Below are 21,376 nucleotides of genomic sequence, written 5' to 3' on the forward strand. Positions count from 1 at the left end.
GTGGACTTCGCATTCGACGACACGACCCGGGGACTCATCGACCGGATGCAGGCCTTCATGGACGAGGTCGTCCATCCGGCCGAGCCGCTCGCCCACGAGCAGATCGAGGCCAACTACGCGCAGGACTCCTGGACGCCCCCGGCGGTCATCGAGGACCTCAAGGTCGAGGCGAAGCAGCGCGGCCTGTGGAACCTCTTCCTGCCCGGCGAGCAGGGCGCCGGCCTGACCAACCTGCAGTACGCGCCGCTCGCCGAGATCCAGGGCCGGAGCATCCAGCTGGCCCCGCCGGCCACGAACTGCGCGGCCCCGGACACCGGCAACATGGAGGTGCTCAGCCAGTTCGGCACCGACGCGCAGAAGAAGCAGTGGCTCGAGCCGCTGCTGGCCGGCGAGATCCGGTCCGCGTTCGCGATGACCGAGCCCGACGTGGCATCGAGCGACGCGACGAACATCGAGACCTCGATCGTCCGCGACGGCGACGACTACGTGATCAACGGCCGCAAGTGGTGGATCACGGGAGCGATGAACCCGAACTGCCGGGTCTTCATCGTCATGGGCAAGACGGATCCGTCCGCCGCGCGCCACCGCCAGCAGTCGCAGATCCTCGTGCCCCGGGACACCCCGGGCCTGGAGATCGTGCGTGGCATGCACGTGTTCGGCTACCACGACCGCGACCACGGCGGCCATGCCGAGCTGCGGTTCACGGACGTCCGCGTCCCGGCGAGCAACCTCATCGCCGGTGAGGGCGAGGGCTTCGCGATCGCGCAGGCGCGACTCGGGCCGGGCCGCATCCACCACTGCATGCGCTCGATCGGCATCGCGGAGCGGGCGATCGAGCTGATGTGCCAGCGCGCGTCGAGCCGGGTCGCGTTCGGCCGGCCGCTGGCCGACCAGGGTGTCGTCCGCGACTGGATCGCCGAGTCGCGGGTGCGGCTCGAGCAGCTGCGGCTGCTCGTCCTGAAGACCGCGTGGCTCATGGACACGGTCGGCAACAAGGGCGCGCACAGCGAGATCCAGGCCATCAAGATCGCGACGCCGCGCACCGTCCAGTGGATTCTCGACAAGGCCATCCAGGTGCACGGCGGTGGCGGCCTGAGCCAGGACTTCCCGCTCGCCGAGATGTACGCCGGGATCCGCACGCTGCGGTTCGCCGACGGCCCGGACGAGGTCCACAAGAACTCGCTCGCGAAGGCCGAGCTCAAGCGCCAGGCGGCGCGATGACCACCGCACGTCGGGCGGTCGTCACCGGCGCCGCCGGTGGCATCGGTCTGGCCGTCGCCGAGGCGCTCGTCGCCCGGGGCGACCGGGTCCTGCTCGCCGACCTCGACGAGCAGCGGCTCACCGAGGCGGGCGAGCGACTCGGGGTGCCGTGGTTCGCCGGCGACGTCGCCTCCGAGCCCGGTCTGGCCGACCTGATCGCCCGGGCCGACGACGAGCTCGGTGGCATCGACCTCTACGTCGCCAATGCCGGCGTCTTCCGCGGCTTCGGCCTCGACGCGGACGAGTTCGACTGGGCCCTGTCCTGGGACGTCAACGTCATGGCGCACGTCCGCGCGGCGCGCGCCCTCGTGCCCCGGTGGAGCCCGGAGAGCCCGGGCGTCTTCGCGGTCACCGCATCGGCGGCCGGCCTGCTGACGCAGCTCGGCTCGCCGACCTACTCGGTGTCGAAGCGCGCCGCGGTCGGCTTCGCCGAATGGCTCGCCGCGACGTACGGCGACCGCGGCGTCCAGGTGTGCGCGCTGTGCCCGATGGGCGTCGCGACGCCGATGATCGAGGCGGGCGGAGCCCACGCCGATCCGCAGGCCCGGCTGGCGCATGACTCCGTGGCGACCGCGGGAGACGTCCTGACGCCCGAGGTCGTGGCGACCGTGCTGCTCGACGCGATCGACGACGGCCGGTTCCTCGCGCTCCCGCACGAGGCCGTCGGCACGATGTACGCCCAGAAGGCCGCGGACCCCGACCGGTGGCTCGCGGGGATGCAGCGGTTCCGTGAGGGGCTTGCGTCGGAACGGTGAAGGTCTGGGGTATCACCGCTTGAGGTCTCGTCTCACCGGGTACGCTCAGCCCGTCTCGTCACCTCCCGGGGGGAATCCCATGGCTCTCACATCCATTCGCGGCGTCGTCGGCGTCGCTGCAGGAGCGCTCGTGGCCACGAGCCTCGGCGTCCTCGGATCGCCCGCGCAGGCGGCCGATCCCGACGCCGCCTTCTGCGCCGACGGCAGCCAGCCGATGATCACGCAGGAGCAGGTCGAGGAGACGTTCGACGAGACGACCCACGTCACCGGCCTCACCGTCGTCAAGGGCACGGAGCCCGTCGCGTTCACGGGCACCTACATCGCGAGCCTGAAGAACGGCCTCGGCAAGGGCACCGACATGCTGCTGTTCGAGCTGAGCGGGCCCGGCATCGACTCCGGCTCGCCGAAGGCGGCTGGCATCTGGGCCGGCATGTCCGGCTCCCCGGTCTACACCGAGGACGGCCGGCTCATCGGCGCGGTCGCCTACAGCCTCAACTCCGACAACCTGCCGATCGCCGGCGTCACGCCCGCGTCCTACATGAAGAAGGTCGGCACCGACCGGCTCGCCACCCCGGCCAAGGTCCGGATCACGAAGCACAACCTCGAGGCGGCCGCCTCGGGCGCGTCCGCGCTCGTCGACCAGTCGCCGACGCTGATCAAGGCGCACAAGGTCGTCTCCGGCGGGGCGCGGGTCAACGCGTTCGCCAACCGCACGCTCGCCCGCACCCGCGGGAACTCCCCGGTCGCGAAGTCGCTGCGCGCCCGCGACTTCGGCGTCGCCCCCGCGGCGACCGAGGTCGACCAGCCGCTGGTCGCCGGCGGCAACATTGCGGTCGGCTACGCGACGGGTGACGCCTTCGCCGGTTCGATCGGCACCGTCACGGCGATCTGCGGCACCACCGTGTGGGCGTTCGGTCACCCGATGGACTTCTCCGGTCACACGAAGCTCTCGATGCACAACGCCGCGTCGGGCCTCATCGTGCCCGACGCGACCGGCTGGGTCGGTTCGTACAAGCAGGTGACCCGGATCGGCCAGCAGGTCGGGACGATCACCGAGGACGGCTGGGGCGCCGTCCGTGGCGAGATCGGACAGTTCTCCGGCGTGCCGGTCTCGGTCGCCGTGCGCAACGCGTCCGGGAAGCTGCTGGACACGTACCGCTCCACCGTCGTCCACCCCGACATGGTCGCGGCCGTCGCCGCCTACCTGCCGACGGCCGCCGCGGTCGACCTCCTGGACAACTCCGGAACCGGGCAGGCCCGACTGAACTGGACCGTCGCGTACCGGCTCCCGGGCGGGCGGACGGGCCAGCTCTCCAACTCGCAGGCGTACTCCGAGACCGGCGGTCTCTACGACGCGATGGCCACGGACATCGGCAACGACGTCAGCACGATCGCCGGGACCGACCTGACCGACGCGACGATCACCGGCGTCACCGCGACGTTGACGCTCGTCTCCGACACCTCGGTGCGCTACCGCCTCAGCGGTGCCCAGGTGTGGACCGGGACGAAGTGGGCCTCGGTCGCCGGTCGCGCGCTCAAGGCGAAGGGCAGGTACACGGTCCGCCCGGTCTACACGAAGCTCGTCAACCTGCGGAACAAGGGCACGGTCACCGGCACGGCCTCGTCGTTCCGGCTCGGCCGCCTCGCGAAGGGCTTCGGCACCGTCGAGTACTCGCCGCGCACCGCCGTGCGCGCCGAGTGCTTCGAGGAGGACGGCGAGATCTTCTGCGCCGGCTTCGACGAGGACGACGCGGAGGCGACGACCTTCGAGGAGCTGATCGCCCGGCTCGACGCGCTGACCCGCAGCGACAAGGCGGTCCTCACGGTCGAGAACACGTGGCGGGCGAAGCGCGCCCGGGGCACGAAGCGTCAGAAGTCCTCCTTCTACGCGCCCGGTGTCGTCGAGGGCTCGTACACGGCCCCCTTCCTCGTCCGCGCCGCGAAGTAGGTCCGTACGCTGGCCGCATGGCGATCGAGCTGCTGAACCCCACCCAACTCGACGAGATGCGGCCGGCGGGCCGGTTCGTCGCCGACGTCCTCACCTCGCTGCTGGAGGTGGCGGACGTCGGCGTCGACCTGATCGAGCTCGATGCCCACGCAGCGCGGATGATCGAGGAGCGCGGTGCCGAGTCCTGCTACGTCGACTACGCGCCGTCGTTCGGGCGCGGACCGTTCGGCAAGGTGCTGTGCACGAGCGTCAACGACGCGGTCCTGCACGGACTGCCGCACCCGTACACGCTCAAGGACGGCGACCTCGTCAGCTTCGACTTCGCCGTGAGCGTCGACGGGTGGGTGTGCGACTCGGCGGTCAGCACGATCGTCGGCACGCCGCGGGACGAGGACGTGCGGCTGATCGAGGCCACCGAGGTCGCCCTCGCCCGCGCGATCGAGGTCGCCCGCCCGGGCAGCAAGGTCGGCGACATCAGCGCGACGATCGGCGAGACGGCGCGCGAGTTCGGCTACTCGGTCAACACGCAGTTCGGCGGCCACGGGGTCGGCCGCACGATGCACGGCGATCCGCACATCGCCAACGACGGTCGCGCCGGGCGGGGCTTCCCGCTCAAGCCGGGCCTCGTGATCGCGATCGAGCCGTGGCTGCTGGCCAGCACCGACGAGATCCGGATGGACGACGACGGCTGGACGATCCGCAGCGGCGACGGCTCACGCGGGGCGCACAGCGAGCACACGATCGCGGTCACCGAGGGCGACCCGATCGTCATGACCACGCGGGCCTAGGGTCAGGCCGCCAGCACCTGGTCGGCCACCTGCAGCAGCAGGGCGTCGGCACCGACGTGGGCCGCGAGCATCACCCCGACGGGGAGGCCCTCGTGCTCGTGCAGCGGCAGGCTCATCGCAGGCTGACCGCTCATGTTCATGAGCGCCGTGTAGGGCGTGAAGAGCAGCTCGCGTCGGTGCGCCTCGGCGGGGTCCCCGGTCTCGGTGAACCAGCCGTGCGGCTGCGGCGGCAGCGCCAGGGTGGGCGTGAGGAACAGGTCGAAGTCCGCGAGGGAGGCGTTGACGGCGCTCGTCGTCAGCTCCAGGAAGCCCAGCGCCGCCGCCAGCTCGGGTGCCGAGGCCCGGCCGCCGCGCTCGAACCAGTAGCGCGTCGTGGGGCGCAGGGACGTCAGCGCCTCCGGCGGCAGGGGGAGCGACGCCATGCCGGCGGACCACACGACGTTGAACTGCGGCTCGAGCTCGGCCGGCCACGGATTCGCGATCTCGACCACCTCGTGCCCCAGCCCGGCGAGGGTGTCGCGGGCCGCCGCGACGGCGGCCACGGAGCCGGGGGAGGCGGTCGCGAGGTCGAGGTACGGCGTCGTCCACGTCGCGATGCGCAGTGGGCCGGGATCGCGCCCGAGTCGCGCCGTGAACGAGGTCGACGGCGCCGGCCACACGCGCGACGAGCCCGCGACGGGACGCGCGAGCACGTCGAGCACCGACGCCACGTCGCGCACGCTGCGTGCGAGCACGCCGTCGGTGGCCAGCCCGCTCCACATCGGGACGTCGGGTCCGGCGCTCACGCGGCCGCGTGACGGCTTGAGGCCGATCACGCCACAGCACGACGCCGGGATGCGGATCGACCCGCCGCCGTCGCTGCCCGGTGCGAGGGGGAGCAGCCGGGCGCCGACCGCCGCGGCGGCACCGCCGCTCGAGCCGCCTGCGTTCAACGTCGGGTCGGCGGGGCAGCGGGCCGGTCCGACGACGTCGTTGTCGGTGTACGAGCTCAGTCCGAACTCGGGGGTGTTCGTCTTGCCCAGGCTCACGAATCCCGCGGCCTCGACGAGGTCCACGACGTGCGCGTTGTGGTCGGGCACGTTCTCGGCCAGCAGCACCGAGCCCATCGTGGTGCGCACGCCGGCCGTCGCGGTGAGGTCCTTGAACGCCGTGGGCACGCCGGCGAACGGCGGCCGCTCGTCGAGGGCGTCCAGTGCCGCCGCCCGCGCGAGGGCTGACTCGGGCGTCACGGTCACGAAGGCACCGAGCCGCTCGCCGTCGACGCGATCCAGGAAGTGCCGCGTCACCTCGACGCAGGACGCCTCCCCTCGGGCGATCGTGGCGGCCAGGTCATGGGCGTCGAGGTCGTGCAGCTCCGTCACCGTGCCACCGTCTCACGGAGCCCCGGGATCGCGCCCCGCGCGCGGCAGTATGGGCACATGGACACCGTCATCGACATCTCGTCGCTCGTGAAGCGGTTCGGTTCGTTCGCCGCGCTCGACGGCCTCGACCTCTCGGTCGGGGCGGGTCGGATCCACGGGTTCCTCGGCCCCAACGGTGCGGGCAAGTCCACGACGATCCGGGTGCTGCTGGGCCTGTACCGCGCGAACGGCGGCCGGGTCACGGTACTCGGCCGCGATCCCTTCGCGGACGCCGTCGACCTGCACGCGCGGCTGGCCTACGTGCCCGGGGACGTCGCGCTGTGGCCGCGGCTGACCGGCGGCGAGACCATCGACCTACTGCTGTCGATGCGCGGTGTGCGCGACCGGGCCACCCATCGCGACGCGCTGCTCGAGCGGTTCGACCTCGACCCGACGAAGCGGGCCTCGGCCTACTCGAAGGGCAACCGGCAGAAGGTCGCGCTCGTGGCCGCCTTCGCGGCGGACGCCGAACTGATGATCCTCGACGAGCCGACCTCGGGACTCGACCCGCTCATGGAGGAGCAGTTCCGCGAGTGCGTCCGCGAGGCCACCGATCGCGGTGCGACGGTCCTGCTGTCGAGCCACATCCTCGGCGAGGTCCAGGCGCTGTGCGACGACGTCACGATCGTGCGGGAGGGCCGCACGGTGCTCACGGGGTCGCTCGACGCGCTGCGCAGCGTAACCCGGTCGACCGTCTCGGCGGAGCTCGCCGGCGACCCTGCCGCCCTCGCGGCGCTGCCCGGGGTGCACGACGTGCGCACCGACGGCGCGCGCACGTCGTTCCATGTCGACGACGCGGCGGTCGGCCCGGTGCTCGCCGCCCTCGCGGCGCTGTCGCCGATCGGCCTGACCGTCGAGCCGCCGTCGCTCGAGGAGCTCTTCCTGAGCCAGTACGCCGGCGGGGGCTCGGAGCGGCTCGGATGAGGCCCTTCGCCGGCTCGGGCGGGATGCTGCGTCTCGCGCTGCGGCGCGAGCGGTGGTGGATCGTGTGGACCGTGCTGGCCTTCGCCGGCACGTACCTCGCCACGGCGAGCCAGATGCAGAACGTCGCGCCGGACCTGGCCGACCGGCAGGCGCTGCAGGAGTCGATGGCCGCGACGCCCGCGTTCGAGCTGCTGCTCGGCGAGTTCACCCACCCGGAGACGATCGCCTCGACGGTGTCGTGGCGCGTCGGACTGTTCATGGCCGGCACGCTGGCCGTGCTCGCGGCCATGACCGTCGTGCGCCACACCCGCGCCGAGGAGGAGACCGGTCGGCAGGAGCTGCTCGCCGCCGGTCGCGTGGGCCGACTCGCGACCATGACCGCCGCCGTGGTGGTGGCGCTGCTGCTCGTCGTCGCGACGTCGGCCGCGTCGGCGCTGTCCCTCGTCGGCCGCGGCGGTACGGCCGGCCAGCTCGGCGCCTACGCCGTCCAGGTCGGGCTCCCGTCGCTCGCGGGGATCGGATTGGCCGTGGTCGCCGCCGAGATCGCGACGACGGCTCGTACGGCGAAGGGCCTGGCGATCGGCGTGGTCCTGCTCGCGTACGTCGTCCGCGGAGTCACGGAGCTGCGCGACCGGTCCACGCTGACCGATCTCAATCCCTTCGGCTGGTCGACCGCAGTCGACGCCTTCGGCGAGGTGACGTGGTGGCTGGTCCTCGCGGGTGTGGCCACCCTCGGGGTGCTGCTCGCGATCGGGGCGACCAGTGCACTCCGCCGCGACCTCGGGGCCGGTCTGCTGCGCGTGGGGGCCGGCCGGGCCTCGGCGCGTGCCTTGCGCGGGCCGGGCACGCTCGCGGTGCGGCTCGCGTGGCGGAACCTGCTCGGCTGGGCCGTCGTCGTGTGCCTCTTCGCGGTGTTCATCGGATCGGTGAAGCCCGACCTCGCGAACTTCGCGGACGCGACGCCCCAGATCAAGCAGGTGCTGGAGTCCCTCGGTGGCTCGGGCGCGATCCTCGACTCCTTCGAAGCCGTCATGGCGCAGCTGTTCGGCATCGCCGCGGCCTGTTGGGCGATCGCCCACGTGGGAGCGACCCGCGCGGAGGAGACCTCGGGCCGGCTGGAGTCGACGCTCTCGACCTCGGTCGCCCGGCCACGGCTGCTGCTGACGACGGCCGCCCTGGCGTTCGCCGGCGTCGTCGCGCTGCAGCTGGTCGCTGCGCTGGGCGACGGTCTCGTCGGCGGTGGACTCGCCGACGCCCTCGCGGCGAACCTCGTGCGGGTGCCCGCGGCCTGGGTCCTCGCGGCGTTGGCCCTTGCGCTGTTCGCGTGGCGCCCCGCCCTGCTCGGCTGGGCGTGGGTGGTGGCGGTGTTCTCCGTGCTCGTCGGGCCCTACGGGGACCTGCTCGGCGTCCCCGACTGGCTGCGCCGGCTGTCGGTCTTCCAGCACGTGCCCAACGTGCCCGTGGACCCGATCGCGTGGGCTCCCCTCGGCGTCATGACCGCGGCCGCCCTCGCCCTCGTCGCCGTGGCCGTCGCGCTCTTCCGCCGCCGCGACATCCCCTCGTCGGCATCCGCGCCGCGGTTCCGGCTCCGCCGTCACGCGCCGACGGTTGACACGGGAGGGCACGTCCGGGCCTGATGGGTCCATGACGAGCCACGCAGACCGCCACCGACGGATCGCCGACACCCTCGAGGACGTGGTCGGGCAGGTCGACGACTGGGACGCGCCGGCGCCGGTGCCCGGCTGGGCGGCGCGCGACGTCGTGCTGCACCTCGTGACGTGGTCGGCCGGGTTCCTCGAGCACGGCGGGGTCGCGTTGGCCCGCGAGGTCGACGAGACGGACCCCGCGGCGACGTGGGCGGCGCACGCGAGCGAGATCCAGGCGCTGCTGGAGTCGCCGGCCGCGGCCGAGGACTTCACTCACGATCACGTCGGGACCCGCCCGCTCGGCGAGATGATCGACCAGATCTACGTGACGGACGTCCTCATGCACACGTGGGACCTGGCGGAGGCCGCCGGCGTGCCCTCGGGCCTCGACCCGGACGAGTGCGCCGCGCTGCTCGAGGCGATGCGACCCATGGAGCAGGTGCTGCGCGACTCGGGCCAGTACGGTCCCGCCGTGGCCGTCGCGGACGACGCCGATGGCGTCACGCGCCTCATGGGGTTCATCGGCCGCGACCCAATGTGGCGTACGTCACACCCCTCGGGCGACTGACGCTTGGCACGATAGGGGCGATGAGCGACCGGGCCGTGACACTGCACTACCTCCGTCGCGTCCGGCGCGACGTCGCCCGGGCGCTCCACGGGGTCGACGAGTACGACGCCCGGAGGCCGTTGACGCCGTCGGGATCGAACCTGCTAGGCCTGGTCAAGCACCTGGCCAGCGTCGAGCACGAGTACGTCACGACGTGCTCCGGATTCCCGAGCGACCTGAGGTTGTCGTGGGTCGAGGACGGCTCGATGGAGGACAACGCCGACCTGTGGCTCACCGAGGACGAGTCCGCGGCGTGGGTCCTGGACCTCTACGCGATCGTGGCGAAGCAGACCGAGCGGGCCGCCGCGGCACTGCCGCCCGACTCACCCGCACGCGTGCCGTGGTGGGCCACCTCGGCGACGACGTTCGACACGCTGCTGCTGCACATCACCGCCGAGACCGCGCAGCACGCCGGGCACCTGGAGATCCTGCGCGAGCTGCTCGACGGTCAGGGCGACCGCGGCGACGCGCAGGCCGCCGAGCGTGACCCGGCCTGGTGGACCTCGTACCGGCAGGGGATCTTCCGTGCGGCGCAGCCGTTCAAGGGACGCGGACGCACGATCCGCGTCCCCTCCGAACTGCTGTGACGATCAGGGCGCAGCGTCGATGGACTTGATCTCGACGACGAAGACCAGGGTCTTGCCGCCGAGCTCGTTGCCCTCGCTCTCCTCGGCCCCGTAGCCGTACTCCGGCGGGATGTTGATCAGGACCGTCGAGCCGACCTTCTGGCCCACGACGCCGGCCTTGAAGCCCGGGACGACCTGGTCGGTCGAGAGCTGGGCGGGCTGGCCGTCCTTGCCGAACGTCTGCTGGAAGACCTTGCCGCCGGACTCCCACGTGCTGCCCTGGTAGTTCACGGTGATGGTGTCGCCGTCCTCGACGGTGTCGCCGTCGCCCTCCTTGAGGACCTTGACCAGCACGTCGGTCGGCGGGTCGGTGTCGGGCAGCGTGACCTTCGGCGTGCCGTCCTTCGCGAACGTCACCTCGGGCACGTCCTCCGTCCAGGCCTCGGCCTTGACGGGCTTGCGGATGTCGACGACGTCGGTGACGATCACGAGGGCGTCGGTGGCCTTGATGTCGAGGTCGGGGTAGCCCTCCTCGCCGTAGACGTCCGTCGCCGACACGGTCGTGACGACGCGCGAGCCCACCGGCACGCACTCGATCCCGGCGCGGAACGCCTCGAAGGTCTGGTCGTCACCGGCGGTGAGGGTCGCGTTCTCGCTGACCGCCTGCTTGCCCGTCCGGCCGTTGAAGATCGAGATGACGGACTCGACGTCGTCGCCCTTCGCGGTGTCGTCGCCGTCGCCCTCGTCGAGCACCGTGCGCTGCAGGTCGTCGGCCTTCGCCGCGAGCGGGGTCGTGAAGGTGGCCTTCGGCCCGGTCTTGCCGAAGTCGCCGGTGACCTTCACCGCCTCGCTCGTCGAGCCGGACTCGTAGCTGGTGCACGCGTCGGCCTTGGCCTTGTCGTCCTTGGACGAGTCGCCGCACGCCGCCAGCGTGGCCGCCGAGAGCAGCAGGACGATGGGCAGGGTCTTGAGATGCCGCATGGGAGGGAGTCTCGATTCGCAGGAGTGGTGGTCCGGATCAGTCTTGCGAGCCTACCTGTACCGGACCTGTGCCCGGCGCAGGAGGTCGCCATGGATTCGCCCTGCCACCTCTGGCAGGATCGTGCCTCGTGGTGACTTCGATCGACCGGTACTTCAAGATCAGTGCACGTGACTCCTCGATCGGCCGGGAGGTCCGTGGCGGCATCGTCACCTTCCTGACGATGGCGTACATCATCGTGCTCAATCCGATCATCCTCAGCGGGGTCGCCGACGCCGACGGGAAGTTCCTCGGTGGCGGCACGGAGCCGGGATCGGGCTTCGCGACGATCGCGGCGTGCACCGCCCTGGTCGCGGGCGTCCTCACGATCCTGATGGGCGCGGTCGCCAACTTCCCGCTCGCCCTCGCGACGGGCCTGGGCCTCAACGCGTTCGTCGCCTTCTCGGTCGCGACGCAGATGACGTGGGCCGACGCGATGGGCCTCGTGGTGCTCGAGGGCATCGTGATCCTCGTCCTCGTGCTGACCGGCTTCCGCAAGGCCGTCTTCGACGCCGTGCCGGGTCAGCTCAAGACCGCGATCGCCGTCGGCATCGGCCTGTTCCTGACCCTGATCGGCCTCATCGACGCCGGCTTCGTCCGCGCGACCGGCAACGCCGCACCCCCGATCGGCATGGGCATCGGCGGCGAGCTGGCCGGCTGGCCCGTCGTGGTGTTCTGCATCGGCCTGCTGCTCATGATCAGCCTGTACGTGCGCCGCGTTCCCGGGGCGATCCTCATCGGCATCGTCGCCACGACGATCCTCGCGATCATCGTGCAGGCGATCACCGACACCCCCGGGGCGAACGGCGACCCGACCTCCAAGGGCTGGAACCTGAACGTGCCGGCTGTGCCGGACTCGGTCTTCTCCAAGCCCGACTTCTCGCTGCTGGGCTCGTTCAACCTGCTGGGCTCGTTCGACCGCATCGGCGTCGTCGCGGCCTGCCTGCTCGTCTTCACGCTGATGCTGGCCGACTTCTTCGACACGATGGGCACGATGACCGCCGTCGGCGCCGAGGCTGGTCTCAACGACGAGAACGGTGCCCCCGAGGGCGCCCAGCGCATCCTGGTCGTCGACTCCGTCGCCGCGGCGGTCGGCGGTGTCGCCGGCATCTCGAGCAACACGTCGTACGTCGAGTCGACGGCCGGCGTCGCCGACGGTGCCCGCACCGGACTCGCGAGCGTCGTCACGGGCGTGTGCTTCCTGCTCGCGACGGTCTTCACGCCGCTCGTCGAGGTCATCCCGAACGAGGCCGCGGTGGCCGCGCTCGTGCTCGTCGGCTTCCTGATGATGACGCAGGTCACCGAGATCGACTGGAACGACCTCGAGATCGCGATCCCGGCCTTCCTCACGATCGCGCTCATGCCGTTCACGTACTCGATCACCGCCGGCATCGGCGCGGGCTTCCTGACCTACGTCGTGATCAAGGTCGTGATGGGCAAGGCGCGCGAGGTGCACGCCCTGCTGTGGCTGATCGCCGCGCTCTTCGTCGTGTACTTCGCGATCGACCCGATCACCCGCTGGCTCAGCTGACCGCCTCGGCGGTACCTCAGGCCGGCGGGCCCGCGACGAGCGCCAGCCCGGTGAGGGCGGCCACGGCGACGAGGCCGACGGCGGCACCCTGGACGGGCTTGGCGATGAGCCAGCCGACGAGGCGCTCGCGCAGACCGGACGGCGCCTCGCGGGAGAGGCGCCACGCCTCCGGCAGGGCCTGACGACGCTCCATCGCGACGTCGAACCAGATCGTGAAGAACGGCGGGATCGCGGCGAGCAGGCCGACCAGGGTCCGGCGCGTGCTCCAGCGGGCGTCCGTCGCGACGACGAGCGTCGTCAACAGGTAGGCGATGAACACGATCCCGTGCAGCATGCCGCCGATCCGCACCCCCAGCTCGGTCGTCTCGGTGACGTACTTGAGGAACATCCCGCCGAGCAGCAGGGCCCACGTGATGGCCTCGGCGACGGCGACGGTACGGAACAGGCGACGGGGGGTCATGCCTCCATTGTCCGGGTGGCCGGTTGACGCTCTTCACCGAAGGTGAGCCGGAAGCGCCGGATCAGCACGTGCAGCAGCGGACGGAAGCCGATCGCGGCGGCGAGCGGGCCCGTCGGGTCGAACTCCCACGAGGCGCGCGCCGGCGAGACGGTGGCCCGCCCGCGGACGCGGGTCTCGAGGGCCCCGCCCGCGCGGTCCTGCACGACCCGGAAACCCGAGGGCACCCGCAGCGAACCGCGGATCCGGTGGATCGTGGCCGCGGCGATCCCGGTCGCGCACCGTCCGCGGTCCTCGAACCGGGCCAGTTCCTTCGGGATGGCCCACAGCGCCCGGCCACCGTCGCGCGACGCCTCGCTGTCCACCCAGATGTACGGGATGTGGACGAAGCAGCGCAGCCCCCGCCGGACGAGGACGGCCAGCATGACCTCGTGGTACGTCAGGGGGCTCGGCTCGGCGTACGTCAGCAGCACCGCACCGGCGACGGGTCGCCCCGCGATCCGCACGACGCGCGTGCCCGGGGGCGTCTCGACCTCGAACTCGCGGGGCAGCAGGCCCGCGCTGACGAGGCCGTGGCCGTGCAGGTGCCACGGCTCGGGAGGGTAGGTCAGGTCCATGCGAAGTCCGCCTCGTCCACATCGGCGACCACGCGCTCGTAGGCGTGCGTGCCACCCGGCCAGTTGGAGGTGATGCGTCCCGACACGGGGTGCCGGTACCAGCTGGAGCAGCCCGCCCACGCGGAGTGCTCGAGTTCGCCCTGGACACGGTCGTCCCAGCCCTGCTCGGCCTCGGGCCGGGCCTGCACCGTGCGGGCATCGCGCCGGGCGAGGGTGTCCAGCACGAGCCGGATGTGGCGCGCCTGCGCCTCCAGCATCGCGATGATGGATCCGCCGCCGAGGTTCGTGTTCGGGCCGTAGGCCAGGAAGAGGTTCGGGAAGCCCGGCACGTGGATGCCCAGGTGCGCGCGGGCGCCGGTGCGCCACCGCTCGTGCAGGTCGCCGCCGGGTCCCGAGACGTCGATCCCGCGCAGGAAGTCCTGCGTGTCGAAGCCCGTCGCGAAGACGAGCGCGTCGACCTCGTGCCAGGCGCCGTCGGCGGTCCGGATCGCGTCCTGACGCACCTGCGCGAGCGCCTGCGGGACGAGTCGGACGTGATCGCGGGTCAGCGTCGGGTAGTAGTCGTTCGAGAACAGGATGCGCTTGCAGCCGATCGGGTGCGTGGGCGTCAGGTGCCGGCGCAGCTCGGCGTCGCGGACCCGCAGTCGCAGGTGGGTCGAGGCGAGTCGGTCGATCACGGTCGCGACGGGCGAGTCGGGGTCGAGGCCCTTGGAGAACTGCTGCGTCACCCAGTCGATCGGCGCGCGCTCGTGCTTCGCGGTGGCGCGGTACCAGCCCGGGTAGGCGCCGTCGGCCTTCGGCAGGATGTGGTTGGCCGAGCGCTGGACGACGAGCAGCTCGCGGGCGTGGTCGGCCAGCTGGGGGACGATCTGGACCGCGGAGGCACCCGTCCCGACGACGGCGACCCGACGGCCGCGCAGGTCGACCGAGTCGTCCCACGCTGCCGCGTGCAGCACGGGGCCGGCGAACTCCGCCAGCCCGTCGATGTCGGGGGCATGCGGTTCGGAGAGCTGGCCGACGGCGCTCACCAGCACGTCGACGGTCTCGGTCGTGCCGTCGTCGAACGTGACGGTCCACGCGCCGTCGTGGTGGGCCGAGACCACGCGCCGGCCGAACCGGCAGCGCGCGGTGACGCCGTGGCGCTCGGCGACGTCGCGCAGGTACGTGAGGATCTCCGGCTGCGTCGGGTACCGGCGGGTCCAGGACTCGTTCGGCGCGAACGAGAAGGAGTACAGCGGGCCCGGGATGTCACACGCCGCGCCGGGGTAGGTGTTGTCGCGCCACACGCCGCCGATGCCGTCCGAGCGCTCCCACAGCCGCACGTCGGTGTACCCGTGGGAGAGCAGCTCGATCGCGGTACCGACCCCGCCGAAGCCCGTTCCGATGATGCCGATGGACGTCATGACGTCTCCTCCACGACGACGAGCACCGCGGCACACACGTCGGCGTGCACCTCGGCGCGGGTGAGGGTCTCGCGCACGAGCCATTCGCGGCACAGCGCCTTGACGTACGCCGCGACCGGCCGCAGCCGAGCCCGCAGCCGGGGATCGTCGCGCAGCCCGAGGGCGTCGAGCACGAGCCGGGCGGCGCGGTCGTCGGCCTCGTCGACGACGGTCTGGACATCGGAGTCGCCGTGCAGGTTCGCGGCACCCGAGGCGGCGACCCAGGCCTGGCCGTACGTCGTCGCGGCGTCGAGGATCCAGTCGATCGTGCGGTCGATCCGGACCGACATCGGCAGCTCGGTGAGGTCGGGCAGCACCGACTCGGGCATCGTCACCTGCTCGCGCATGACGTCGAGGAACAGCTCGCGCTTCGTGCCGAAGTAGTGGTGGACGAGGCCGCGGGTGACGCCGGCGGCGCTGGCCAGCTCGGTCGTGGAGACCTCGTCGTAGGGTCGCGCGGCGTACAGGCGTGCCGCCGCGTCGAGGATCGAGCGGCGTCGCGAGTCCGGGGCGAGCCGGGTGTGGGTCGACGACATGCCAGCAGTGTCGTGCCCTATTGGCAAGGTGTCAACAAGGATCTACGATCTGACACGTGAAGACGTACGACTACGACGTGGCGATCGTCGGCTCGGGGTTCGGTGGCAGCGTCGCGGCCCTGCGGCTCGTGGAGAAGGGGTACCGCGTCGTGGTCCTCGAGGCGGGCCGCCGCTTCGAGGACGACGAGCTGCCCAGGACGTCGTGGGACGTGCGGCGCTACCTGTGGGCGCCGTGGGCGCGATGCTTCGGGATCATGAAGATCACGCCGCTGCGCGACGTGCTGATCGCGAGCGGCGCGGGCGTCGGCGGTGGCTCGCTCGTCTACGCGAACACCCTCTACGAGCCGGGCGACGACTACTTCCGCGACCCGCGCTGGGCGCATGTCACCGACTGGCGCGAGGAGCTGGCGCCGCACTTCGACCAGGCCCGTCGCATGCTCGGGGTCACGACCTACCCGGGCCGCACGGCGCCCGACCGGTGGATGGCCGACCTCGCGGCGGAGCTGGGCGTCGCCGACACCGTCCACCCCGCCGACGTGGGCGTCCTGTTCGGTGCCGAGCCCGGCACGCCCGTCGCGGACCCGTTCTTCGGCGGTCGTGGGCCGGCGCGCACGACGTGCACCGAGTGCGGCGCCTGCATGACCGGCTGCCGCGTCGGCGCGAAGAACACGCTCGTCAAGAACTACCTGCACCTGGCCGAGCAGGCCGGGGTCGAGGTGCGTCCGCTGACGACCGTCGTCGACGTCCGCCCGCATCGTGGCGGCTACCGGGTGTCGACGCGGGGGACCGGCGCGCCGTGGCGTCGTGCGCGGCTGACCGCCGAGCAGGTCGTGTTCGCGGGCAATGCGCTCAACACCCAGCAGCTGCTGCACCGGCTCCGGCGCCGGTCGTTGCCGCACGTCTCGCCCATGCTCGGGAGGCTGAGCCGGACCAACTCCGAGGCGGTCCTCACCGCGCGGGACGGCGACCGCAACGCCGACCACACCGCCGGCATCGCGATCACGTCGTCGTTCCACCCTGACCCGCACACGCACGTCGAGCCCGTCCGGTACGGGCCCGGCTCGGGGCTGATCGGCTTGCTGAACGCCCACCTCGTCGATCCCGTCGAGGGCGTCCCGCGGTGGCGGGCGGCGCTGAGGACGTACCGGGAGCTGGGCCTGCGGGCCGCGGGGCGCCTGCACGACCCCCGGCGCTGGGCCGAGCAGTCGCTCGTGATCCTGACGATGCAGTCGCTGGACAACTCGGTGACGACGTTCCTGAAGCGTCGTCCGTGGGGCTCGCGGATGAGCAGCCGCCCGGGCGAGGGCGAGCCGAACCCCGAGTGGATCCCGGTCGCGCACCGGATCGCCCGGCGGCTGGCCGAGCAGCTCGGCGGCACCGCGGGCGGATCGGTGGCCGATCTCATCGGCGTGCCGATGACGGCCCACTTCATCGGCGGCTGCGTCATCGGGACCGGTCCGCAGGACGGCGTGGTCGACCCGTACCACCGGATGTTCGGCCACCCGGGCCTGCACGTCGTGGACGGCTCGACGGTCAGCGCCAACCTCGGCGTGAACCCGTCGCTCACGATCACGGCCCAGGCCGAGCGCGCGCTCTCGCTGTGGCCCAACCGGGGCGACGCCGACCCACGCCCCGCGCTCGGAGCCCCCTACGCCCGCCTCGCCCCGGTCTCCCCGCGCGATCCGCAGGTGCCGCCCTCCGCCCCCGCCTCCCTCCGCTGGGCCGGGGTCTGACGGTTTACCACGGTCCCTTGGCAAATTCCTTCGTCCCTCGGTGAACTCACCGAGGGAGGACGGGAAGAACCGAGGCACCGTGGTAAACCGTCGCGCCGGCCACCCCGGGGGGAATGATCGGGCGCTGGATGAAGTTGATAACATCGGACTCAAGTCATCTGACGCCGAGATTTTCAACCCAGCGAACGAGCAACAACCCAGGAGGCAACCATGGCCCGCGCGGTCGGTATTGACCTCGGCACGACGAACTCCGTCGTCGCCGTACTCGAAGGCGGCGAGCCCACCGTCATCGCGAACGCCGAGGGCGCTCGCACCACTCCCTCCGTCGTGGCCTTCGCCAAGGACGGCGAAGTCCTCGTCGGCGAGGTCGCCAAGCGCCAGGGAGTCACGAACGTCGATCGCACGATCCGTTCGGTCAAGCGCCACATCGGCACGGACTGGAACGTCGGCATCGACGACAAGACGTTCACCCCGCAGCAGATCAGCGCGTTCATCCTGCAGAAGCTGAAGCGCGACGCCGAGGCCTACCTGGGCGAGCCCGTCACCGACGCGGTCATCACGGTCCCGGCCTACTTCAACGACCACCAGCGTCAGGCCACCAAGGAGGCCGGCGAGATCGCGGGCCTGAACGTCAGCCGCATCATCAACGAGCCCACGGCCGCCGCCCTCGCGTACGGCCTGGACAAGAGCGAGGACCAGACGATCCTCGTGTTCGACCTCGGCGGCGGCACGTTCGACGTGTCCCTGCTCGAGATCGGCGACGGCGTCATCGAGGTCAAGGCCACGAGCGGCGACAACCACCTCGGCGGCGACGACTGGGACAACGCGATCGTCGACTGGCTGGTCACGAAGTTCAAGGCCGACACCGGCACCGACCTGACCAAGGACAAGATGGCGATGCCGCGCATCCGCGAGGCCGCCGAGCGCGCCAAGATCGAGCTGTCCAGCTCGTCCTCGACGTCGATCAACCTGCCCTACATCACGGTCGTCGACGGCAACCCGGTCTTCCTCGACGAGACGCTGACCCGCGCCGAGTTCGAGAAGATCACGGCCGACCTGCTGGCGCGCACGAAGGCGCCGTTCAACAACGTCATCAAGGACGCCGGCATCACCGTGGGCGACATCGACCACGTGGTCCTCGTCGGCGGCTCGACCCGCATGCCCGCCGTGTCCGAGCTGGTCAAGACCCTCACGGGCGGCCAGGACCCCAACAAGGGCGTCAACCCCGACGAGGTCGTCGCGATCGGCGCGAGCCTGCAGGCCGGCGTGCTCAAGGGCGAGGTCAAGGACGTCTTGCTGCTCGACGTCACCCCGCTGTCCCTCGGCATCGAGACCAAGGGCGGTGTCATGACGAAGCTCATCGAGCGCAACACGACGATCCCGACCAAGCGGTCCGAGGTCTTCACGACGGCCGACGACAACCAGCCCTCCGTGGCCATTCAGGTCTACCAGGGCGAGCGCGAGATGGCCGCCGGCAACCAGCTGCTGGCCACGTTCGAGCTGACCGGCCTGCCGCCGGCGCCGCGTGGCGTGCCGCAGATCGAGGTCACGTTCGACATCGACGCCAACGGCATCGTCAACGTCTCGGCCAAGGACCGGGGCACCGGCAAGGAGCAGTCGATGACCATCACCGGCGGGTCGGCCCTGAGCAAGGACGACATCGACAAGATGGTCAAGGACGCCGAGGAGTACGCCGAGGAGGACCGCAAGCGCCGCGAGGCCGTCGAGGTCCGCAACCAGGCCGAATCGCTCGTCCACTCGACCGAGAAGTTCCTGGCCGAGAACGACGACAAGATCGGCGACGACGTCAAGTCCGAGGTCAAGGCCGACATCGACGCCGTGAACGAGGCGCTCAAGGGCGAGGACACGTCGGCCATCGAGGCCGCCGTGACCAAGCTCGGCACCTCCAGCTCGAAGATGGGCGAGGCCATGTACGCGGCCGCGGCCGCCGAGGCCCAGACCTCGGATGCCCCCACCGGTGACGCGCCGGCCGATGACGACGATGTCGTCGAGGCCGAGATCGTCGACGACGAGGGCGACCAGAGGTGACCGATCCGGTGACCGAGCCCGACGAGGTCGTCGAGCCCGCCGAGGCGTCCACCACCCCCGGCGAGGAGCCCCAGCCCACCGCGGCTGAGGGCCCCTCGCTGGAGGAGCGGAACGCCGAGCTCACGGACCTCCTCCAGCGCAAGCAGGCCGAGTTCATCAACTACAAGCGCCGGACCGAGGATGACCGGGCGAAGGCGCTCAGGACCGGTGAGCAGAAGGTCCTGGCCGATCTGCTCACGGTCGTCGACGACATCGGTCGCGCGGACGAGCACGGTGAGCTGACCGGCGGCTTCAAGGCCGTGGCCGACCAGTTGCAGGCGACGCTCGCGAAGTACGGGCTCGAGTCCTTCGGCGCCGTCGGCGAACCGTTCGACCCGAACCTGCACGAGGCCGTCTTCCACGCCGGCGAGGACCCGAACGTCGAGGTCCAGAGCATCGCGCAGGTCATGCGGACCGGCTACCGCGTCGGCGACCGGGTGCTGCGTCCCGCGGTCGTGGGCGTCGTCGATCCGGCCCCGGCCGCAGCGGTCCCGGCGGCAGCCGACGAGGACGCGGGTGCGACGCAGGCGACGGACGAGTCCGCCGCCGACGAGTAATCACCGAGAGGAGGGAGGGTTGTCATGAGTGCACCGACCGATTGGGCGACCAAGGACTTCTACGCGGTCCTGGGCGTCAAGAAGGACGCGACGGCGGCGGACATCAAGAAGGCCTACCGCAAGCTCGCGCGTGACAACCATCCCGACTCCAATCCGGGCAACGCGCAGGCCGAGGATCGCTTCAAGTCGATCTCCGAGGCCTACGCGGTGCTCGGCTCGGCGGAGAAGCGCAAGCAGTACGACGAGCAGCGCTCGCTGTTCGGGCAGTTCAAGGGTGGGTTCCCCTCCGGGGGTTCGTACCCCGGTGGCGGCGCGGACTTCGACCTCGGCGACATCCTCGGCGGCATCTTCGGTGGGGGCGCGCGCGGCGGTCGCCGTCGCCAGCCCCAGCCGCGCCGCGGCGATGACCTCGAGACCGAGGCCACCATCAGCTTCCGTCAGGCGATGGAGGGCGCGACGCTGCCGCTGCGGCTCACGAGCGACGAGCCGTGCGCCACGTGCCACGGGACCGGCGCCCAGCCCGGCACCGTGCCGAAGGTGTGCACGAAGTGCCAGGGCAGTGGCATGCAGACGGGCGCCTCCGGGGGCGTGTTCGCGAGGACCGAGCCCTGTTCGCAGTGCCGCGGCCGCGGTCTCGTCGTCGAGCACGCGTGCACGGTCTGTGCGGGTTCCGGCCGCTCCCCGGCCAGCCGCACGATCAACGTCAAGGTCCCCGCCGGCGTCAAGGACGGTCAGCGCATCAAGCTGCGCGGCAAGGGTGCCAAGGGCGACGCCGGTGCCCCCGCGGGCGACCTCTTCCTCGTCGTGCACGTCGAGGGCGACTCGCTGTTCGGGCGCAAGGGCGACGACCTCACGATCACGGTGCCGATCGAGTTCGACGAGGCGGTGCTCGGCACCGAGCTCAAGGTGCCCACGCTCGAGGGCTCGACCGTCAGGCTCAAGGTGCCCGCAGGCACGCCCAACGGCCGCACGTTCCGCGCCCGCGGCAAGGGCGGCACGAGGCGCGACGGCTCGCGCGGCGACCTGCTCGTCACGGTCGAGATCCGCGTGCCGACCGAGCCCGGCGAGAGTCAGCTCGCCGCCGTCGAGGCCTACCGCGCGGCCCGGCTGGAGGGCTCCGACGATGAATGACTTCGTGCCCCCCGGCCCTGATGCGAAGGTCTACGTGATCAGCATCGCGGCCGAGCTCAGCGGCCTGCACCCGCAGACCCTGCGCACGTACGACCGGCTCGGCATCGTCGCCGCCGGACGCACGGCCGGTGGCGGGCGGCGCTACTCGCTGCGCGACGTCGAGCTGCTGCGCGAGGTCGCGCGACTGACGGCCGAGGGCCTGGGCCTCGAGGGCGTCAAGCGGGTCATCGACCTGCAGCACCAGGTCGACGCGCTGCGGGCACGCGTGGCCGAACTGCAGGCCGAGCTGCTGCACGCCCGCGAGCCGCAGAACCTGCCGGCGCTGTACTCGCAGCGCCAGATCTCCCTGTGGACCCAGCGCCGGTCCTGAGT

The 21,376-nt window shown here is 71.6% G+C and carries 20 protein-coding genes; 14 read left to right on the forward strand and 6 right to left on the reverse strand.

The genetic code is table 11. The features are described 5' to 3' along the window. The 4 genes from ACT26F_RS14865 to map all read left to right on the forward strand — a co-directional run bounded on the left by ACT26F_RS14865 (position 1) and on the right by map (position 4,751). Positions 1-1,221: an acyl-CoA dehydrogenase family protein gene (locus ACT26F_RS14865; protein ID WP_471671322.1), complete on the forward strand. Its 1,221-nt coding sequence runs from the start codon at positions 1-3 to the stop codon at positions 1,219-1,221. Beyond that, positions 1,218-2,015, forward strand: a complete 798-nt coding sequence (locus tag ACT26F_RS14870) for an SDR family oxidoreductase (protein WP_471671323.1) — start codon at positions 1,218-1,220, stop codon at positions 2,013-2,015. The genes ACT26F_RS14865 and ACT26F_RS14870 overlap by 4 nt, the downstream gene beginning before the upstream one ends. A 79-nt stretch (positions 2,016-2,094) precedes the next feature. After that, positions 2,095-3,963, forward strand: coding sequence for a hypothetical protein (locus tag ACT26F_RS14875; protein ID WP_471671324.1), 1,869 nt, complete (start codon positions 2,095-2,097; stop codon positions 3,961-3,963). Between the two features lie 17 nt (positions 3,964-3,980). After that, positions 3,981-4,751 carry a type I methionyl aminopeptidase gene (map, locus tag ACT26F_RS14880; RefSeq protein WP_471671325.1) on the forward strand — a complete coding sequence of 257 codons (771 nt, stop codon included), beginning with the start codon at positions 3,981-3,983 and terminating at the stop codon, positions 4,749-4,751. A gap of 2 nt (positions 4,752-4,753) precedes the next feature. On the opposite strand, the gene ACT26F_RS14885 is transcribed toward map, so the two are convergent. Further along, positions 4,754-6,112 (reverse strand): amidase, encoded by a 1,359-nt coding sequence (locus ACT26F_RS14885; RefSeq protein ID WP_471671326.1) that lies wholly within the window; start codon positions 6,110-6,112, stop codon positions 4,754-4,756. Positions 6,113-6,169: 57 nt separating this feature from the next. Here ACT26F_RS14885 and ACT26F_RS14890 point away from each other — a divergent pair, with 57 nt between their 5' ends. Genes ACT26F_RS14890 through ACT26F_RS14905 form a run of 4 tightly spaced genes read left to right on the forward strand, consistent with a single transcriptional unit; the run spans position 6,170 to position 9,915 of the window. Continuing rightward, positions 6,170-7,075 carry an ABC transporter ATP-binding protein gene (locus ACT26F_RS14890; protein WP_471671327.1) on the forward strand — a complete coding sequence of 302 codons (906 nt, stop codon included), beginning with the start codon at positions 6,170-6,172 and terminating at the stop codon, positions 7,073-7,075. Next, the gene (locus ACT26F_RS14895; protein ID WP_471671328.1) at positions 7,072-8,712 is read left to right on the forward strand and encodes an ABC transporter permease; all 1,641 of its coding nucleotides are present in this window, start codon (positions 7,072-7,074) and stop codon (positions 8,710-8,712) included. The genes ACT26F_RS14890 and ACT26F_RS14895 overlap by 4 nt, the downstream gene beginning before the upstream one ends. A gap of 7 nt (positions 8,713-8,719) precedes the next feature. Then, positions 8,720-9,289 carry a TIGR03086 family metal-binding protein gene (locus ACT26F_RS14900; RefSeq protein WP_471671329.1) on the forward strand — a complete coding sequence of 190 codons (570 nt, stop codon included), beginning with the start codon at positions 8,720-8,722 and terminating at the stop codon, positions 9,287-9,289. Positions 9,290-9,309: 20 nt separating this feature from the next. Further along, positions 9,310-9,915, forward strand: coding sequence for a DinB family protein (locus ACT26F_RS14905; protein WP_471671330.1), 606 nt, complete (start codon positions 9,310-9,312; stop codon positions 9,913-9,915). 3 nt (positions 9,916-9,918) lie between these two features. Here ACT26F_RS14905 and ACT26F_RS14910 read toward each other — a convergent pair whose 3' ends face one another. Beyond that, on the reverse strand, positions 9,919-10,875 hold the full coding sequence (locus tag ACT26F_RS14910; protein WP_471671331.1) for an FKBP-type peptidyl-prolyl cis-trans isomerase: 957 nt from the start codon (positions 10,873-10,875) through the stop codon (positions 9,919-9,921). A gap of 131 nt (positions 10,876-11,006) precedes the next feature. Between ACT26F_RS14910 and ACT26F_RS14915 the strand changes: the two genes are divergently transcribed. Further along, positions 11,007-12,443 (forward strand): NCS2 family permease, encoded by a 1,437-nt coding sequence (locus tag ACT26F_RS14915; RefSeq protein ID WP_471671332.1) that lies wholly within the window; start codon positions 11,007-11,009, stop codon positions 12,441-12,443. 16 nt (positions 12,444-12,459) lie between these two features. Here ACT26F_RS14915 and ACT26F_RS14920 read toward each other — a convergent pair whose 3' ends face one another. From ACT26F_RS14920 to ACT26F_RS14935, 4 genes are read right to left on the reverse strand one after another with little or no spacing between them, the layout of a single operon-like run. After that, entirely contained in the window at positions 12,460-12,903 is a 444-nt protein-coding gene (locus ACT26F_RS14920; RefSeq protein ID WP_471671333.1) for a DUF3817 domain-containing protein, read from the reverse strand. Further along, complete coding sequence (locus tag ACT26F_RS14925; protein WP_471671334.1) at positions 12,900-13,517, reverse strand: acetoacetate decarboxylase family protein; 618 nt, start codon at positions 13,515-13,517, stop codon at positions 12,900-12,902. The genes ACT26F_RS14920 and ACT26F_RS14925 overlap by 4 nt, the downstream gene beginning before the upstream one ends. Beyond that, positions 13,508-14,920: a flavin-containing monooxygenase gene (locus ACT26F_RS14930; RefSeq protein ID WP_471671335.1), complete on the reverse strand. Its 1,413-nt coding sequence runs from the start codon at positions 14,918-14,920 to the stop codon at positions 13,508-13,510. Before ACT26F_RS14930 ends, ACT26F_RS14925 begins: the two co-directional genes overlap by 10 nt. Continuing rightward, positions 14,917-15,495, reverse strand: a complete 579-nt coding sequence (locus ACT26F_RS14935) for a TetR/AcrR family transcriptional regulator (protein ID WP_471671336.1) — start codon at positions 15,493-15,495, stop codon at positions 14,917-14,919. Before ACT26F_RS14935 ends, ACT26F_RS14930 begins: the two co-directional genes overlap by 4 nt. A 56-nt stretch (positions 15,496-15,551) precedes the next feature. Here ACT26F_RS14935 and ACT26F_RS14940 point away from each other — a divergent pair, with 56 nt between their 5' ends. The 5 genes from ACT26F_RS14940 (at position 15,552) to ACT26F_RS14960 (ending at position 21,374) form a co-directional block, all read left to right on the forward strand. Then, positions 15,552-17,228, forward strand: a complete 1,677-nt coding sequence (locus ACT26F_RS14940) for an FAD-dependent oxidoreductase (protein WP_471671337.1) — start codon at positions 15,552-15,554, stop codon at positions 17,226-17,228. A 210-nt stretch (positions 17,229-17,438) separates the two neighbouring features. Further along, on the forward strand, positions 17,439-19,277 hold the full coding sequence (gene dnaK / locus ACT26F_RS14945; protein WP_471671338.1) for a molecular chaperone DnaK: 1,839 nt from the start codon (positions 17,439-17,441) through the stop codon (positions 19,275-19,277). Beyond that, positions 19,274-19,873, forward strand: a complete 600-nt coding sequence (locus ACT26F_RS14950) for a nucleotide exchange factor GrpE (protein ID WP_471671339.1) — start codon at positions 19,274-19,276, stop codon at positions 19,871-19,873. The genes dnaK and ACT26F_RS14950 overlap by 4 nt, the downstream gene beginning before the upstream one ends. Before the next feature lie 24 nt (positions 19,874-19,897). Then, on the forward strand, positions 19,898-21,004 hold the full coding sequence (gene dnaJ, locus ACT26F_RS14955; RefSeq protein ID WP_471671340.1) for a molecular chaperone DnaJ: 1,107 nt from the start codon (positions 19,898-19,900) through the stop codon (positions 21,002-21,004). After that, positions 20,997-21,374 (forward strand): heat shock protein transcriptional repressor HspR, encoded by a 378-nt coding sequence (locus ACT26F_RS14960; RefSeq protein WP_471671341.1) that lies wholly within the window; start codon positions 20,997-20,999, stop codon positions 21,372-21,374. The genes dnaJ and ACT26F_RS14960 overlap by 8 nt, the downstream gene beginning before the upstream one ends. The last annotated feature ends 2 nt before the right edge of the window (positions 21,375-21,376 follow it).

The organism is Aeromicrobium sp. SP1 (genome assembly GCF_055663785.1).